Source organism: Paractinoplanes deccanensis (assembly GCF_016862115.1).
Taxonomy (GTDB): Bacteria; Actinomycetota; Actinomycetes; order Mycobacteriales; family Micromonosporaceae; genus Actinoplanes; species Actinoplanes deccanensis.
The window spans coordinates 51,359-69,322 of sequence record NZ_BOMI01000191.1; the positions used below are offsets into that span (position 1 = coordinate 51,359).

The 17,964-nt window shown below is 77.5% G+C and carries 2 protein-coding genes; both read right to left on the minus strand.

Annotated elements, in window-relative coordinates:
- Window positions 1-16: 16 nt before the first annotated feature.
- Window positions 17-9,037 carry a type I polyketide synthase gene (locus tag Ade02nite_RS45425; RefSeq protein ID WP_203777651.1) on the minus strand — a complete coding sequence of 3,007 codons (9,021 nt, stop codon included), beginning with the start codon at window positions 9,035-9,037 and terminating at the stop codon, window positions 17-19.
- A gap of 9 nt (window positions 9,038-9,046) precedes the next feature.
- Window positions 9,047-17,964, minus strand: an 8,918-nt coding sequence (locus Ade02nite_RS45430; protein ID WP_203777652.1) for a type I polyketide synthase, incomplete at its 5' end; no start/stop codon positions are given.

Below are 17,964 nucleotides of genomic sequence, written 5' to 3' on the forward strand. Positions count from 1 at the left end.
AGCGTGTGCGGGCGGATCAGGAGATCCCGAGTTCCTTCCCGATGAAATTGATCAATTCCTCGTCGGAGGCGGCCGTCAGGTCGCCGGCGGCGGTCTGTTCCGCGTCGCCGGTCAGCCGCGCGAGCATCGTCTGCAGCCGGTCGGTGACCGCCCGGCGCGCCGGCCCGGAGGCCGCGATCGCCGCAAGCCGGTTCTCGAGCTGGTCGAGCAGCGCGGTGGCCGGGTCGGCGCCGTCCGGGCCGGCGTCCGGCGCCAGCTCGTCGTGCAGCCGGCGCGCGACGGCCCGGCCGGTCGGGTGGTCGAAGACCAGCGAGACCGGCAGCCGGAGCCCGGTCGCGCGGCCGAGCCGGTTGCGCAGCTCGACGGCCATGACCGAGTCGAGCCCGAACGAGGTGAGCGGTTCGTCGGCGGCGAGCCCGTCCGGCGCCGGGAAGCCGAGCACGGCGGCCAGGGTGGTCCGGACCAGATCGAGCAGCGTGTCCTCGCGTTCCGGGCCGGTGAGCGCGGCCAGCCGCTCGCGCAGCGCGGCACTGGCGTCCCGGTCGGCGGCACCGTCCTCGGCCTCGGCTCCGGCCAGCGCCTGGCGGGCCGCCGGGACGCCGGTCAGCAGCGGCATCGGGCGCAGCGCGGCCAGTCCGCCGGCGAAGCGGTCCCAGTCGATGTCGGCCACCAGCAGGAAGGTCTCGTCGCCGCCGACGGCCCGGTCGAGCAGATCCAGCGCGGTCTCCGGGTCCATCGCCCGCACGCCGCGGCTGCGCAGCCGGGCCTCCACCTGGTCGCGCCCGTCCAGGCTGCCGCCGCCCCAGGCGCCCCACGCCACCGAGGTGGCCGGCCGCCCGGCCGCGCGCCGCTGCCGGGCGAACGCGTCCAGGTAGGCGTTGGCGGCGGTGTAGCCCGCCTGGCCGGTGCTGCCGAAGGTGCCGCCGGCCGCCGAGAAGAGCACGAAGGCGTCCAGCGGAAGATCCGCCGTCAGCTCGTGCAGGTTTCGCACGGCCGCCACCTTGGCGGCGAAGAGCGGGGCGAGCCGGTCGGCGGTGAGCTCGCCGAGCCGGGCGTCGTCGATCACGGCGGCGGCGTGCAGCACGGCGGTGAGCGGCGCGTCGGCGGGCACGGCCGCGAGCAGGCGGGCCAGCGCGGCGCGGTCGGCCATGTCGCAGTCGGCAACGGTCACCCGGCTGCCGAGCCGCCGGACCTCCTCGGCCAGGGCGGGCAGGCCGGGTGCGGCGCTCGCGTGCCGGCTCGCCAGCACGATGTGCGGTGCGCCCTTGCGGGCGAGCCAGCGAGCCAGGTGGCCGCCGAGCGCGCCGGCGCCGCCGGTGACCAGGACCGTGCCGGACGGCTGCCACCTGCGGTCGCCGGCGGGTCCGGCGGGCTCCAGCCGGCAGCCGTGTGCCGTTGCCGCGCGGACCGCCACCTGGTCCTCCGGTCCGCCGAGGACGGACAGCGTGCGGGTCAGCGCCGCCTCGTCGAGGACCTCCGGCAGGTCGATCAGGCCGCCCCAGCGATCCGGGTGCTCGAGGGCCGCGGTCCGCCCGAGGCCCCACACCTGCGCCGCCGCCGGATCGCGCACGGGGTCGGCGGCCCCGGTCGACACCGCGCCGCTGGTGAGGCACCAGAGCGGGGCGGACACCGCGGCATCGCCGAGCGCCTGCACGAGCGAGAGCGTGGCCGTGGCGCCGGCCGCGGCGCCCTCGGCCGAGAGCTCCGGCGAGTCGCCGAGGCCGAGCAGCGACAGCACCCCGGTCACCGGCGCTGCGCCGGCCGCGGCCCGCAGGCGCAGGGCCAGCTTCTCCCGGTCGGCGCCGGAGCACTCCACCGTCGTCACCGTGGCGCCGGCGCCGGTCAGGGCCGCCAGGACCGGGTGCTCGCCGAGGCCCTCCGGCACGACGGCCAGCCAGGCGCCGCCCGGTGCGGCCGAGCCGGCGATCGCCGGCCAGGCGACCGTGTAGCGCCACGAGACCGGCTCGTCCGCGCCCGCGACCGGGGTCTCCAGCCAGTAACGGCGGCGCTGGAACGGATAGGTGGGCAGGTCGGCCCGGCGGGCGCCGGTGCCCGCGTACAGCACGGCCCAGTCCACGTCCACGCCCTGCACGTACGCCTGCGCGGCCGAGGTGAGGAACCGGCGCAGCCCGCCGGCGTCGCGCCGCAGGGTCGAGACGATCACCGGCTCGCGCTCCGGCCGGCCGGGCGCCGCCTCCAGGTTCTCCTGGATCGACATCGTCAGCAGCGGGTGCGCGCTGACCTCGACATACGTGCTGAACCCGGCGGCGGCCAGGGAACGCATCGCGCCTTGGAAGTCGACCGTCTCGCGGATGTTGCGGTACCAGTACCGGCTGTCCATCGTCGTCAGGTCGAGCTCGGCGCCGGTCACCGTCGAGTGGAGCGGGACGCGCCCGGCCCGCGGAGCGACCGGGGCCAGGTCGGCCAGCAGGCGGTCGCGGAGCACGTCGACCTGCGCGGAGTGTCCGGCCGTGTCCACGCCGGGGATGCGCCGGGCGCGGACCCCCTCCGCCGCGCACTCGGCCACGAGCTCGTCGCACGCCCGGGGGTCGCCGGCCACCGCGCAGGACGCCGGGCCGTTCACCGCGGCGACCGACAGCCGGTCGCCCCAGCGGGTCAGGCGGGCGGCCGCCTCCTCGGCCGGCAGCAGCAGCGAGGCCATGCCGCCGCGCCCGGTCAGCTCCAGCCAGGCCAGGCTGCGCAGGGCCACGATGCGGGCCGCGTCGGCCAGCGTGAGGCCACCGGCCACGTACGCGGCGGCGATCTCGCCCTGCGAGTGCCCGACCACCGCGGCGGGCTCCACACCGTACGACCGCCAGAGCGCGGCCAGCGACACCATCATCGTGAACAGCGCGGGCTGTTTGACGTCGACCCGGTCCAGCGGCAGCTCGGACTCGCCCGTGAGCACCTCCAGGACGGACCAGCCGGTGAAGACCCGCAGCGCCGCGTCGCACGCCTCGGCCTCCGCGCGGAAGGCCGGCGCGGTGGCCAGCAGCTCGCGCCCCATAGCGGGCCACTCGGCGCCCTGGCCGGGGAAGACGAAGACGGGACGGCTGTCGCCGGCCGCCACGCCCCGTACGGCCTCGGCTCCGTCGCCGTCGCCGAACAGGACCGCCCGGTGGGCGAAGGTCGAGCGGCCGTGCACCAGCGAATAGCCGGCGTCGACCGGGTGGAGCCCCGGATCCGCCGCGAAGCGGGCGCGCAGCCGCTCGATCGACTCGTCCAGGGCCGGCTCGGAGCGGGCCGAGAGCACCAGCGGAACGGCCGGGGGCACGACCCGGGCGGCCGCGTCCGGCGCGTCGTGCGGGGGCGGCTCCTCGATGATCAGGTGTGCGTTGGTCCCGCTGATGCCGAACGAGGACACCGCGCCGCGCCGGGTCCGCTCGCCCCGCTGCCACGGCTGTTCCGCGGTGAGCAGTGCGACGGCCGACGACTCCCAGTCCACGTACGGCGTCGGCGAGTCGACGTGCAGGGTGCGCGGCAGGACGCCGTGGCGCAGCGCCAGCACGAGCTTCATCACCCCGGCCACGCCGGCGGCGGCCGCGGTGTGGCCGATGTTCGACTTGATCGATCCCAGCCACAGCGGACGGTCGCGGCCGCGGCCGTAGCTGGCGAGCAGGGCCTGACCCTCGATCGGGTCACCCAGCCTCGTTCCGGTGCCGTGCGCCTCGACCACGTCGATGTCGTCGCCGGTGACGCCGGAGCCGGCCCACGCCTGCCGGATGACCCGTTCCTGGGAGGGCCCGTTCGGCGCGGTCAGGCCGTTGCTCGCGCCGTCCTGGTTGACGGCGCTGCCCCGGATCAGCGCGAGCACCGGGTGGCCGTGCCGGCGGGCGTCGGAGAGCCGCTCGATGAGCAGCATGCCGGCCCCCTCGGACATGCCCATGCCGTCGGCGGCCGCGGCGAACGGCTTGCAGCGGCCGTCGGCGGCCAGCACGCCCTGCCGGCTCAGCCCGGTGAAGCCGCCGGTCGAGGCCATCACGGCGGCGCCGCCGGCCAGCGCCAGGTCGCATTCGCCGCGGCGCAGCGCCTCGGTGGCCAGGTGCAGCGAGACCAGCGACGAGGAGCACGCGGTGTCGACGGTGAGCGAGGGGCCTTCGAGGCCGAGCACGTAGGACACCCGGCCCGACATCACGCTGGTGAACACGCCGGTCATCAGGTGCGCCTCGAGGCGCTCGCTCGGCTGGGTGGCGGCGCCGTAGAACGAGTACATGCCGCCGACGTAGACGCCGGTACGGCTGCCGCGCAGCGTGGCCGGGTCGATGCCGGCCCGCTCCACGGCCTCCCACGAGGTCTCCAGCACCAGGCGCTGCTGCGGGTCCATCGCGAGGGCCTCCCGCGGCGAGATGCCGAAGAAGGCCGGGTCGAAGTCGCCCGCGTCGTGCAGGAAGCCGCCCGCGCGGGCGTACGTGCGCCCGGCCCGGTCCGGGTCCGGGTCGTAGAGCTGGGCCAGGTTCCAGCCGCGGTCGGCCGGGAACGGCGTGATCGCGTCGCCGCCGTCGGCCAGCAGCTGCCAGAGCTCCTCGGGGGTGCGGACACCGCCCGGGAACCGGCAGCCCATCCCGACGATCGCGATCGGCTCGTCGGCGCGGGCCGCCGCGGCGGTGACCGCCACCGCGCCGTCCGCGCCGGTCACCCGGCCGAGCAGGTGACGGGCCAGGGTCCGGGCGGAGGGGTGGTCGAAGACCAGCGTGGCGGGCAGGCCGAGGCCGGTGGCGGCGGAGAGCCGGTTGCGCAGCTCCACCGCGGCGAGCGAGTCGAAGCCCAGCTCGCGGAACGCCCGGTCGGCCTCGATCGCGGCGGCGCCGGAGTGGCCGAGCACCACGGCCGCCTCCGCCCGGACGAGCTCGAGCACGACCCGCTCGCGTCCGGCCTCGGGCACCTGCTCGAGCCGGGCCGCCAGGGCCGACGATCCGGCGTCCCCCGTCGCGCGGGCTCCGTCGAGGGCCCGGCGGGCCTCCGGGATCTCGAGGATCAGCGGGCTGGGCCGGGCCATCGTGAACACCGGCGCCGCGCGGTCCCACTCGACGTGGGTGACCACGAGGTAGGTCTCGTCCGCGGCCATGGCCCGGTCGAGCAGGTCGAGGGCGAGATCCGGGTCGAGCGCGGGGAAGCCGCGGGTCCGCAGCCGCTCGGCGACGTCCGCGGCCATGCCGGCGCCCCAGGATCCCCACGCGATCGAGGTGCCCGGGAGTCCGCGCTGCCGGCGCTGCCGGGCCAGCGCGTCCAGGTGCGCGTTGGCCGCGGCATAGTTGCCCTGCCCTGCCGCCCCGAAGCTGCCGGCCACCGACGAGAACAGCACGAACGCGTCGAGCGGCCGGTCCGCGGTGAGCTCGTCGAGGTGGCGGGCGCCGTCCACCTTGGGCCCCCGGACGGCGGCGAACCGCTCCGGGGTGAGCGTCTCCAGCATGCCGTCGGCCAGGACACCGGCGGCGTGCACCACCGCGGTGAGGCCGGGCAGGGTGTCCAGCAGCGCGGCCACCTGCTCCCGGTCGGCGACGTCGCAGGCCACCACGTCGGCGCGGGCGCCGAGCGCGGTCAGCTCGGCGGCGAGCTCGGCCGCGCCGGGCGCCGCGGGGCCGCGCAGGCCGGCCAGCACGAGGTGCGGCACGCCGCGGGCGGCCAGCCGGCGGGCCAGGTGGGCACCGAGCAGGCCGGTGCCGCCGGTGATCAGCACCGTGCCCCGCGGCCGCCACTCGGCCGCCTCGGCGAGCGGCTTGCGGACCAGGCGGCGCACCAGCGCCCCGCCCTCGCGGACGGCGATCTCCTCCTCGCCGTGCTGCCCGGCGCCGGCGAGGAGCGCGACGAGCCGGGTCACCGCGCGGTCGTCCGGGTCGGCCGGCAGGTCGATCAGGCCGCCCCATCGGCGCGGGTGCTCCAGCGCGGCGACCCGGCCGACCCCGCACACCTCGGCCTGGGCCGCGCTCACCAGCGGGTCTTCGGGTCCGGTCGAGACGGCGCCCGAGGTGACGCACCACAGCGGCGCGTCGGCGCCGCTGTCCCCCAGCTCGCGCAGGAGCGCGGCGGTGGCCGCGGCCGCGTCGTCACCGGCCGTCCCGGCCAGGAACAGCGCCCCGGCCAGGCCGTCCGGAACCGTCTCGCCCGGCGCGGTCAGGTGCGGCTCCAGGCCGGCCGCCCGCAGGGCCGCCGCCACCCGGGTGACCAGCGGGTCGGCCGGATCGCCGGCGACCAGCCAGCGGCCGGGCGCCGGGGCCGCCGCTCCGATCGCCAGCGGCCGCCACGCGATCGTGTAGCTCCAGTCCTCGTGTGCGGCACGCGCGGCCGGCGCGTCCGGTCCGGCCGGTGCGTCCAGCCAGTACCGCTCGCGCTGGAAGGCGTAGGTGGGCAGGTCGACCCGGCTCGGCGCGGCCACGGTGAGCAGTTCCTCCCACCGGACGCCGGCGCCGTGCACGTACGCCTCCGCCGCCGCGGTGAGCAGGCGCGCCTGACCGCCCTCGTGACGGCGCAGCGTGCCGATCGCGATCGCGCCCGGTGCGGCCGGGCTGTCGTCGATGATCTCCTGGATGCCGACCGTCACCACCGGGTGCGGGCTCACCTCGATCAGGCAGGTGATGCCCTCGGCGAGCAGCCCGCGCACCACCGGCTCGAAGCGGACCGGCTCGCGCAGGTTGCGGAACCAATAGCCGGCGTCCAGCGCCGTGGTGTCGATCGGCTCGCCGAGGACCGTGGAGTGGAAGGGGATCCGCGCCGGGCCGGGCCGGATCCCCTCGGCCGCCGCGAGCACCTGGTCGCGCACCCGGTCGACGTGCGGCGAGTGGGAGGCGTAGTCCACCTCGATCCGGCGGTTGCGCACGCCGTCGGCGTCCAGCGTCGCGCGGAGCTCGTCGAGGGCCTGCGCGGCGCCGGACACGACGACCGAGGACGGCCCGTTCACCGCGGCCACCGACAGCCGGCCGGCCCAGGGTGCGAGCCGCGCGCCGATCTCGTGCTCCGGCAGCGCCACCGACACCATGCCGCCCTCGCCGGCCAGGCTCAGCAGCACGCGGCTGCGCCGCGCGACGATGCGGGCACCGTCCTGCAGGGAGAGCGCGCCGGCCACGCACGCCGCCGCGATCTCACCCTGCGAGTGGCCGGCCACGGCCGCCGGCTCCACGCCGAGCGAGCGCCACATCCGCGCGAGCGAGACCATCACCGCCCACAGCGCCGGCTGCACCACGTCCACCCGGGCCAGCGCGTCCGGATCGTCGAGCACTTCGGCGAGGTCCCAGTCGACGTGTGCGGCCAGGGCGGCGCCGCACTCGGCCAGGGCCGCCGCGAAGACCGGAGAGGTGGCGGAGAGCTCACCCGCCATGCCGGCCCACTGCGAGCCCTGGCCGGGGAAGACGAAGGCGACGCGCGGCTCGGCGACGGCCCGGCCCAGGACGACCCCGGCGGCGCTCCGGCCGGCGGCCAGCGCGCCGGCGCCGGCCCGCAGCGCGTCCGCGGTGTCGCCGAGCACCACCGCGCGGTGCTCGAAGCGGGCCCGGGTGGTCAGCAGCGCATGGGCCACGTCGACCGGGTCGCCGGCCACGGACGGCAGGCGCCCGGCCTGGGCCCGCAGCGCGGCCGGGGACTTGGCCGAGACGACCCAGGGCACCCACGGCACCGGGCCGGCCGGCTCGGCCGGCTCGGCCGGCTCGGCCGGCTCGGCCGGGGGCGCCTGCTCGACGACCACGTGCGCGTTCGTGCCGCTGACGCCGAACGCCGACACGGCCGCGCGGCGCGGCCGTCCGGTGCCCGGCCACGGCACCGGCTCGCCGAGCAGCCGCACCCGCCCGGACTCCCAGTCCACCTGCGAGCTCGGCCGATCCAGGTGCAGGGTGCGCGGGAGCACGCCGTGCCGCATCGCCATGATCATCTTGATCAGGCCGCCGACACCGGCCGCGGCCTGGGTGTGCCCGAGGTTCGACTTGAGCGAGCCCAGCCACAGCGGCTGGTCGCGCTCCTGGCCGTAGGTGGCGAGCAGCGCCTGCGCCTCGATCGGGTCACCCAGCGGGGTGCCGGTGCCGTGCCCCTCCACCGCGTCCACGTCGGACGGCAGCAGACGGGCGTCGGCCAGCGCCGCGCGGATGACCCGCTGCTGCGCGGGACCGCTCGGCGCGGTCAGGCCGCTGGAGGCGCCGTCCTGGTTGACGGCCGAGCCGCGGATCACCGCGAGCACCGGGTGCCCGTTACGCCGCGCGTCGGAGAGCCGCTCCAGCAGGAGCATGCCGGCACCCTCGGACCAGCCGGTGCCGTCCGCACCGTCGGCGTACGACTTGCAGCGGCCGTCCGGCGCCAGGCCGCGCTGCCGGCTGAACTCGACGAACGCCGCCGGCGAGGACATCACCGTGACACCGCCGGCCAGCGCCAGCGAGCACTCGCCCGAGCGCAGGGCCCGAGCGGCCAGGTGCACCGCCACCAGCGACGACGAGCAGGCGGTGTCGACGCTGACCGCGGGGCCCTCGAAGCCGAACGTGTAGGCGATCCGGCCCGAGGCGACGCTGGCCGAGCTGCCGTTGCCGACGTACCCCTCGAAGCCGTCCGGTGCCCGGTGCAGCCGGGTGGCGTAGTCGTTGTACATGATCCCGACGAACGTGCCGACCGGCGCGCCGCGCAGCGCGCCGGGGTCGATGCCGGCCCGCTCCAGAGACTCCCAGGAGATCTCGAGGAGCAGGCGCTGCTGCGGGTCCACGGCGAGCGCCTCGCGCGGGCTGATGCCGAAGAAGCCCGGATCGAAGTCGGCCGCCTGGTAGAGGAACCCGCCCTGCCGGGTGTACGAGGTGCCGGCCCGGTCAGGATCCGGGTCGTAGAGCGACTCGAGGTCCCAGCCCCGGTCGCCGGGGAAGCCGCCGACGGCGTCCCGGCCCTCGTCGACGAGCTGCCACAGGTCCTCCGGCGCCCAGACGTCACCCGGGTAGCGGCAGGCCATGCCGACGACCGCGATCGGCTCGTGCGACTGCTCGACCAGCTGCCGGTTGCGCTGCCGCAGCCGGTCGGCTTCCTTCAGCGAGTCCCGCAGCGCCTGGATGACGCGCTGCTCGTCGTGCTGGGTCATCGACTCCCCCTAGTCCCGGCCGTGCTGGTCGTGACGCGCCAGCTTGATCAGGTCGTCCAGTTCCATCTCGTCGACCGCGTGCGGCCCGGCCGCCGGCGAGACCGGTGTCACCGCGGCGTCGTCGCCGGCGTCCTCGCCGCCGCCTCCGGCCAGGCGCACCAGCACGTCCAGCAGGCCGGCGTCGCGCAGCCGGTCGAGCGGGATCGCGTTGATGGCCCGGCGCAGATCGGCGTCGTCGTCCGGCTCGGTCGCGGGCGCCAGCAGCCCGGCCAGGTGCCGCGCGAGCACCTCGACGCTCGGGTGGTCGAACAGCGCCGTGGCGGGCAGCCGGAGCCCGGTGCGCGCGCCGAGCCGGTTGCGCAGCTCCACCGCGGTCAGCGAGTCGAGGCCCAGCTCCAGGAAGCCGCGGCCGACGGCGATGTCGGCGGTCGTGGCGTGGCCCAGCACGTCGGCCACCTCGCGCCGCAGCAGCCCGCGCAGGATGCCCTCACGCTCGTCCGCGGTCGCCGAGGCCAGGCGGTCACGCAGGTCGCTCTCGGGCTCGGGCCCGGCCGGTGCGGCCGGCGCCGCCGGCACCAGGTCGAGCAGCAGCGGCCGCAGCGTGCCGGCCCGGGCCTGCGCGGCCAGTGCCGGCCGGTCCAGGGCGACGGCGGCCAGCACGGCGTCGTCGGCGCCGGTCGCGGCGTCGAAGAGCGCGAGCGCCTCGCCGGCCGACAGCGCACCGATGCCGAAGCGGGCCATCCGGCGCCGGTCGCCGTCGTCGAGCCGGCCGCCGAGGCCGCCGTCGTCCGCCCACAGGCCCCAGGCCACGGCGTTGGCCGGCAGCCCGGCCGCGCGCCGGTCCAGCGCCAGCTGGTTGAGCGCGGCGTTGGCGGCCGCGTAGTTCGCCTGCCCCGGACCGCCGAACAGGCTGGTGGTCGACGAGAACAGGACGAAGGCGTCCAGCGGCCGGCCGAGGGTCAGCTCGTGCAGGTGGCGCGCGCCGGTCACCTTGGGGCCCAGCACGGCGTCCAGGCGCTCGCCGGTCAGTCCCTCCAGGACGCCGTCGTCGAGCACGGCGGCCAGGTGCACCACGGCGGTCAGCGGGCGCTCGGCCGGGATCCCGTCGAGCACGCGGGCCAGGCCGTCGCGGTCGGTGACGTCGCAGGCGGCGACCGTCACGGTGACGTCCGGCCGGCCGAGGTCCGGTGCCGGGCCGCCGTGCCGGCTCAGCAGCAGCAGATGCCGCACGCCGCGCTCGGCCAGGTGCCGGGCGACCGCCACGCCGAGGGCGCCGGTGCCGCCGGTGACGAGCACGGTGCCGTCGGCCCGCCACGGCAGCGGCTCGGGCCGCCCGGTGGCGGCCTCGAGGCGCGGGGCGTGCAGCACGCCGTGCCGTGCGGTCAGCTCCGGTTCGCCGGTGGCCGCGGCGGCACCGGCGAGGGCCGGGTCGTCCGCGGTGAGCAGCACGAAGCGCCCGGGATGCTCGGCCTGGGCCGAGCGCACGAGCCCGCGGACGGCCGCGGCGCCCAGCGAGTCCCCGGTGGTTCCGGTGACCACGACCAGCCGCGCCCGCGCGTACCGGTCGTCGCGCACCCAGCTCCGCACCGCCTCCAGCGCCTCGTGCACGTCGTCGCAGGGCAGCGCGACCAGCTCGGGCACCGCCTCGGGCAGCGCGCCGAGCCGGTGCACCACCGTGGCCGGCGCGGTCGCGGGCCCGGCGGCGACGGCTCTGTCAGTCAGCCGGAACAGCGACTGCCCCTCGGCGCGCCGCGCGTCGCGCAGCTGCCGGGCCGACGCCGCGCGCATGAGCAGCGCGTCCACCGAGAACACCGGGTTGCCGGCATCGTCGGTGGCGACGATCGTGAGCGCACCGTCGGGCCGCTGGGAGAGCCGCGCCCGCACCGCCGCGGCCCCGCTCGCCGTCAGCTGCACCCCCTGCCAGGCGAACGGCAGCCCGGCCTCCGGGCGGATCAGGGCCGAGGCGTGCAGGACGGCGTCCAGCAGCGCGGGGTGCACGCCGAACTGGCCGGCCGTCGCGGCCAGCTCGTCCGGCAGCCGCACCTCGGCGTGCACGTCGTCGCCGTGCCGCCAGGCCGCGCGCAGCCCCTGGAAGGCGGGGCCGTAGCCGAAGCCGTGCTCGGTCAGCAGGGGGTAGAACGCGGTGAGGTCGACCGGCTCGCCGCCGGCCGGCTCCGCGGCCGCCACGGTCTCGCCCGCGCCGGCGTCCATCCGCCCAGCGGCGTACCGGATCCAGTCGGCGCCGCGCCGCGCGTACACGCTGAACGGCCGCTCGCCGCCGTCCTCGGCCGGGCCGACGGTGACCTGGATCGGCACGCCGCCCTCCGCCGGCAGCACCAGCGGCGATTCCAAGGTCAGCTCGGCGAGCCGGGTGCAGCCCACCTCGCGGGCGGCGCGCAGGGCGTACTCGACGAAGACCGCGCCGGGCACCAGCGCCGTGCCCATGATGGTGTGGTCGGCCAGCCAGCCCTGACGGTCGCGGGACAGCCGGCCCGTCAGCAGGTGCCCGCCGGAGCCGGGCAGCGCGACCACGGCGCCCAGCAGCGGGTGCCCGGCCGCGGCGAGCCCGGCCTCGGTGACGTCGCCGGCGGTGGCCGTGCCCGCGAGCCAGAAACGGCGGTGCTGGAACGCGTACGGGGGAAGCTCGACCGCCGCGGGCCGGGAGTGACCGAAGACCGCGTCCCAGTCGACCGGTACGCCGTGCGCGTACGCCTCGGCCACCGCCGTCAGCACCGACGCGCCCTCCTCTCGGTCGCGCCGCAGCACCGGGACGAAGACGCCGTCGGCGCAGTCGCGGCCCATCGCGCTCAGCACGCCGTCCGGCCCGATCTCGAGGTACGTGGCGGCTCCGCGCTCGTGCAGGTCGCGCACGGCCCCGGCGAACCGGACCGGGCGCAGCACCTGGTCGATCCAGTACCGCGGGGTGGCCACCTCGCCGGTGACCAGGCCGCCGGTCACCGTGGACACGAAGTCGACGGCCGGCGGCGCGAAGTCCAGCCCGTGCACGACCGCGGCGAACGCGTCGAGCATCGGCGCCATCCGCGGCGAGTGGAAGGCATGGCTGACCCGCAGCCGCTTGACGCGGTAGGCGGCGAAGCGGCGAAGCACCTCGTCCTCGTCGCCGGAGACGACCACGGCGTTCGGCCCGTTGACCGCGGCGAGGGCCACCCGGTCGTCGAGCAGCGGCCGGATCTCCTCCTCGCTTGCCTCGACCGCCGCCATCGCGCCGCCGGGCGGGAGGGCCTGCATCAGCCGTCCACGCGCGGTCACCAGCGTGGCCGCGTCGGCCAGCGAGAGCACCCCGGCCACGTGGGCCGCCGCGATCTCGCCGACCGAGTGCCCGGCGACCAGGCCGGGCCGGATCCCCCACGACTCGAGCAGACGGGCGAGGGCCACCTCGACGGCGAACAGCGCCGGCTGCGCGTTGCCCGTGCGGTCGAGCTGGTCCTGGTCGTCGCCGAACAGCACGTCCCGGACGCCGAGCCGGCCGAGCACCTCGTCCAGCGCCGTGCGGAAGGCGGGGAACAGCTGGTAGAGCTCGCGGCCCATGCCGGCCCGCTGGGCGCCCTGCCCGGTGAACAGGAACGCCGTCCGGCCGCCCGCGGCGCCCCGCACGATCCCGGGCGGTTGTTCGCCGGCGGCGACGGCGTGCAGGGCGCGGCGCAGGTCGCCGGCGTCACCGGTGGCCAGCACGACGGCGCGGTGCTCGAGCGCGGGACGCCGGGTGAGGGCATGGCCCAGCGCGGTCACCGGCACGTCCGGCAGCGCGGCCAGCCGGGTCGCCTGCTCCCGCAGCGCGGCCGGGGTGTGCGCCGAGAGCACCACCGGGACGACCGGCAGCTCGGCGGCGGCCGGCACGGGCTCCTCGGCCGGCGCCTGTTCCAGGATCACGTGGGCGTTGGTGCCGCTGATCCCGAAGCTCGACACCCCGGCCCGCCGCGGCCTGCCGGTGGCCGGCCACGGCACCGCCTCGGCGGCCAGCCGCACCGCACCGGCCGACCAGTCCACTTGCGACGACGGCTCGCCGGCGTGCAGGGAGCGCGGCACGATGCCGTGCCGCATCGCCTGCACCATCTTGATGACGCCGGCCACGCCCGCGGCGGCCTGCGTGTGCCCGAGGTTCGACTTGACCGAGCCCAGCCACAGCGGCTCCTCCCGGTCCTGGCCGTACGTGGCGAGCAGCGCCTGCGCCTCGATCGGGTCGCCCAGGCGGGTGCCGGTGCCGTGGCCCTCCACCGCGTCGACGTCGGCCGCCCGCAGCCCCGCGCCGGCGAGGGCCTGGCGGATCACCCGCTGTTGCGACGGCCCGTTCGGGGCGGTCAGGCCGTTGGAGGCGCCGTCCTGGTTCACGGCCGAGCCGCGCACCACCGCCAGCACCCGGTGCCCGTTGCGGCGGGCGTCGCTCAGCTTCTCCAGCACCAGCACGCCGACGCCCTCGGACCAGCCGGTGCCGTCGGCCGCGTCCGCGTACGACTTGCACCGGCCGTCCGGCGCGAGGCCGCGCTGACGGGCGAACTCGACGAACACACCCGGCGTCGCCATCACCGTGACTCCGCCGGCCAGCGCCAGCGTGCACTCGCCCTGGCGCAGCGCCTGCCCGGCCAGGTGCAACGCCACCAGCGACGACGAGCAGGCCGTGTCGACCGTCACCGCGGGGCCCTCGAGGCCGAACGTGTACGCGATCCGGCCCGAGGCGATGCTGCCGGCGCTGCCGTTGCCGAGGTAGCCCTCGAGGTCCTCGGGCACGGCCGGCAGCCGGGACGCGTAGTCGTGGTACATGACTCCGGCGAACACGCCCGTGCGGCTTCCCCGCAGCGTCGCGGGGTCGATGCCGGCCCGGTCGAACGCCTCCCACGAGGTCTCCAGCAGCAGCCGCTGCTGCGGATCCATCGCGAGGGCCTCGCGCGGCGAGATGCCGAAGAACCCGGCGTCGAAGTCGGCGGCGTCGTGCAGGAAGCCACCCTCGCGGGCGTACGTCGTGCCCGGCCGGGACGCGTCGGGGTCGTACAAACCGTCGAGATCCCAGCCGCGGTCGACGGGGAACCGGGAGACGCCCTCGGCGCCGTCCACCACCATCCGCCACAGGTCCTCGGGTGAGCGGACGCCGCCCGGGTAGCGGCAGGCCATGCCGACGATCGCGATGGGCTCGCCGCTGTCGGCGGCCGCCGCCGGCGCCGGCTCGGCCACCGGCCGCGCGCCGCCGAGGAAGTCGGCGAGCGCCCGCGGCGTCGGATGGTCGAAGGTCAGCGTGGCCGGCAGCGACCGGCCGGTCGCGGCGCGCAGGCGGTTGCGCAGCTCGACCGCGGTCAGCGAGTCGAAGCCCAGCTCGCTGAAGGCCCGGCCGGCCGGCACGGCGTCCGGCGTGCGGTGCCCGAGCACCTCGGCGACCTCGGCGCGGACCAGGTCGAGCAGGTCACCGGCCGGCGCGGCCGGCGGCCGCGCGGCCGGTGACGGCGGCTTCGGCACGATCCGGCCGAGCCGCGGCGAGAGCCGCCCCTGCCGGGCCGCGTCGCGCAGCGCGGCCCGGTCCAGGCCGGCCGCGACGACCTCCGGCTCGCCGGCGCCGAGCGCGGCGTCGAAGCGGGCCAGCGCGTCGTCGGTGGCGAGCGGGACCAGGCCCCGGCGGCCCATCCGGGCCAGGTCGGCGTCGCCGAGCCCGGCGGTGATCGCGCTGCGCTCCGACCAGATGCCCCACCCGATCGAGACGGCCGGGCGTGCCGTCGCGCGCCGGTGCTCGGCCAGCCCGTCGAGGTAGCCGTTGGCGGCGCCGTAGGCGGCCTGCCCGGGCGAGCCGACCGCGGCCGTGATCGACGAGAACAGCACGAAGGTCTCGGCCTCGGTGGCCAGCTCGTGCAGGTGCCACGCGCCGTCCACCTTGGCCCGCAGCACACCGGCGACCCGGTCGGCGGTCAGCGACTCCAGCACGCCGTCGTCGCGGACGCCGGCGGCGTGCACCACCACCCGGACCGGCCCGATCTCGGCGAGCAGCCGGGCGAGCGCGTCGCGGTCGGCCACGTCGCAGGCCCGCACCCGGACGCGGCCGGCCAGGTCGTCCCCGAGGCCGGGCGGGGCGCCGCCGGTCCGGCTCACCAGCACGACGTCCCGCGCGTCCCAGCGCTCGGCGAGGTGCCGCGCGAGGGCCCGGCCGAGCGTGCCGGTGCCGCCGGTGACCAGGACCGTTCCGGAGCCGTCCCACGCCGGGGCGGCGCCCGGCCCGGCCGGCACCAGGCGGGGCGCGAACAGCTCGCCGTCGCGGACCCGGATCTCGGGCTCGCCCGTGCCGGCGGCCCGGGCGAGGTCGTCCGGGCCGCCGCCGTCGACCAGCACGATCCGGTCCGGGTGCTCCTGCTGGACGCAGCGGGTCAGCCCGCGCACCGCCGCACCGGCCCAGCCGTCCGTCCAGACGACCACCGTGCGGTCGTCGCCGGCCAGCCGGTCGCGCAGACCGGTCACGGCGTCCCACACCGCGGCGTGCACGTCGCCCGGCGCGCCGGTGACGGCGCGGAAGTCGAGGACCTCCACGTCCGCGAGCGGCGCGCCTGGGCCCGGCACGGGCTCCCACACGGTGTGCAGCAGGCCGGCCGCGCGTGCGGCCGGCAGCGGCCGGACGGTCACCCCTCGCGCGCTCAGCACGAGGGCGCCGGCCCCGTCGGTGGCGGTCACCGCGAGCGTGTCCGGTCCGGTCGGCGTCAGCCGCACCCGCAGGACGGTGGCTCCCGGCACCCGCACCCGCACACCGGACCAGCTGAACGGCAGGCGGGGCCGGCCGGTCTCGCCGAGCGCCCAGGCGTGCAGCGCGGCGTCGAGCAGCGCCGGGTGCGCGAGGTAGCCGCCGGCCTCGCCGGGCAGCGCCACCTCGGCGTACACCTCGGCCTCGCGCCGCCACGCGGCCCGCAGCCCCTGGAAGAGCGGCCCGTAGGCGAAACCGGCGTCGGCGAGCCGCGGGTAGGCGTCGGTCAGGTCGACCGGCTCCGCCCCGGCCGGCGGCCACTCCGGCGATGCACCGGCGGTGTCCGGGTCGTCATCGGCCGGGCCGAGCAGTCCGGTGGCGTGCCGGGTCCAGTCGCCGTCCGCCGCGTCCCGGGCGTAGACGGTGACCGGCTGGCGGCCGCCGGCGTCGCTCGGCGCGACGACGACCTGGACGGTGAGCGCGCCCCGCTCGGGCACGACCATCGGCTCGTGCAGCACCATCTCGTCGACTTGCGCGCGGCCGGTCGCGGCGGCGGCGTGCAGCAGCCACTCCAGGATCACGGTGCCGGCCACGGTGACCCGGTCGCCGATGACGTGGTCGGCGAGCCAGCGGTGCTCGGCGACCGACAGGCGGCCGGTCAGCGTCACGCCGTCGGAGTCCGGCGCGGCCACGACCGCGCTCAGCAACGGGTGCCGGGCCGCGCCGAGACCGGCGGCGGCCAGCTCGGCGGGGGCCGTGCGGGTGTCGAGCCAGTAGCGGCGGTGCTCGAACGGGTAGGTGGGCAGGTCGGCGAGCAGCGCGCCCGAGCCGGCGAGCGCGGCGTCCCAGTCGACCCGGACGCCGCGCAGGTGCACGGCGGCCAGCGCGGCGAGCAGCAGGTCCGGGCCGCCCTCGCCGCGGCGCATCACCGGGTGCGCCCCTTCGGTGACGGCGCTGAGCGCGCGGTCGGGGCCGATCTCGAGGAAGGTGTCCACACCGGCCGCCGCCACCGCGTCGGCGAAGCGGACCGGCTCGCGCACCTGCCGGACCCAGTAGGCCGGCTCGTCCACGGGCGGGTTGCCGGCGAACGGGATGGCCGGCGCATGGAGCTCGAGCTCGCCGACCACGTCGGCGAGGTCGCCGAGCATGGGCTCCATCAGCGCCGAGTGGAACGCGTGGCTGACCCGCAGGCGGCGCGACCGGAAGCCGTCCGCGGCGGCCAGCACGGCGTCCTCGGCGCCGGAGAGCACCACCGACCGGGGACCGTTGACCGCGGCGAGCTGCACCCGCTCGGACAGGCGCGGCGTCACCTCGGCCTCGCTCGCCTGCACGGCGACCATCGCGCCGCCGGGTGGCAGGGCCTGCATGAGGCCGGCGCGGGCGCCGATCAACCGGCAGGCGTCCGCCAGCGACAGCACGCCGGCCACGTGCGCGGCCGCGATCTCGCCGACCGAGTGACCGATCAGCACGTCCGGCACCACGCCCCACGACTCCAGCAGCCGGTAGAGGGCGACCTCGAAGGCGAACAGCGCCGGCTGGGCGACGGCCGTGCGGTCCAGGTCGCCGTCGAGGTCCAGCCGCGCGGCGATCTCGTCCCACGCCGCGGCGAAGACCGGGAAGCGCTCGTGCAGCGCGCGGCCCATGCCGGGCCACTGCGAGCCCTGGCCGCTGAAGAGCATGCCCAGGCGGCCGTCGCCGGCGGTGACCTCGACGGCCGGGCGCTCCAGGCCCGCGAGGAGCGCCGCACGGTCGCCGGCGGGCACCACGGCGCCGAAGTCGAGGATGGGGCGGGTCAGGCTGGTGCGGGCGATGCCGGCCAGCGGGACGTCCGGCCGGGAGGCGACGTACTGCCGCAGCCGCTCGGCCTGCCGGGCGACCGCCTCGGCGGTGCGGCCGGAGAGCACGACCGGGACGGCGCCGGGCGGCTCGTCGCAAGGGGCCGGGGTCTCGGCCGGCGGCTGTTCGAGGATGACGTGCGCGTTGGTGCCGCTGATCCCGAACGCGGACACACCGGCCCGCCGCGTGCGCGGGGTGTCCGGCCACGGTGCGGCCTCCGCGACCACTTCGATCGCGCCGGAGGACCAGTCCACCTGCGACGACGGCGCGTCCACGTGCAACGTCCGCGGCACCACCCCGTGCCGCATCGCCATCACCATCTTGATGACGCCGGCCACACCCGCGGCGGCCTGCGTGTGCCCCAGATTCGACTTGATCGACCCCAACAGCAGCGGCGTCTCCCGGCCCTGCCCGTAGGTCA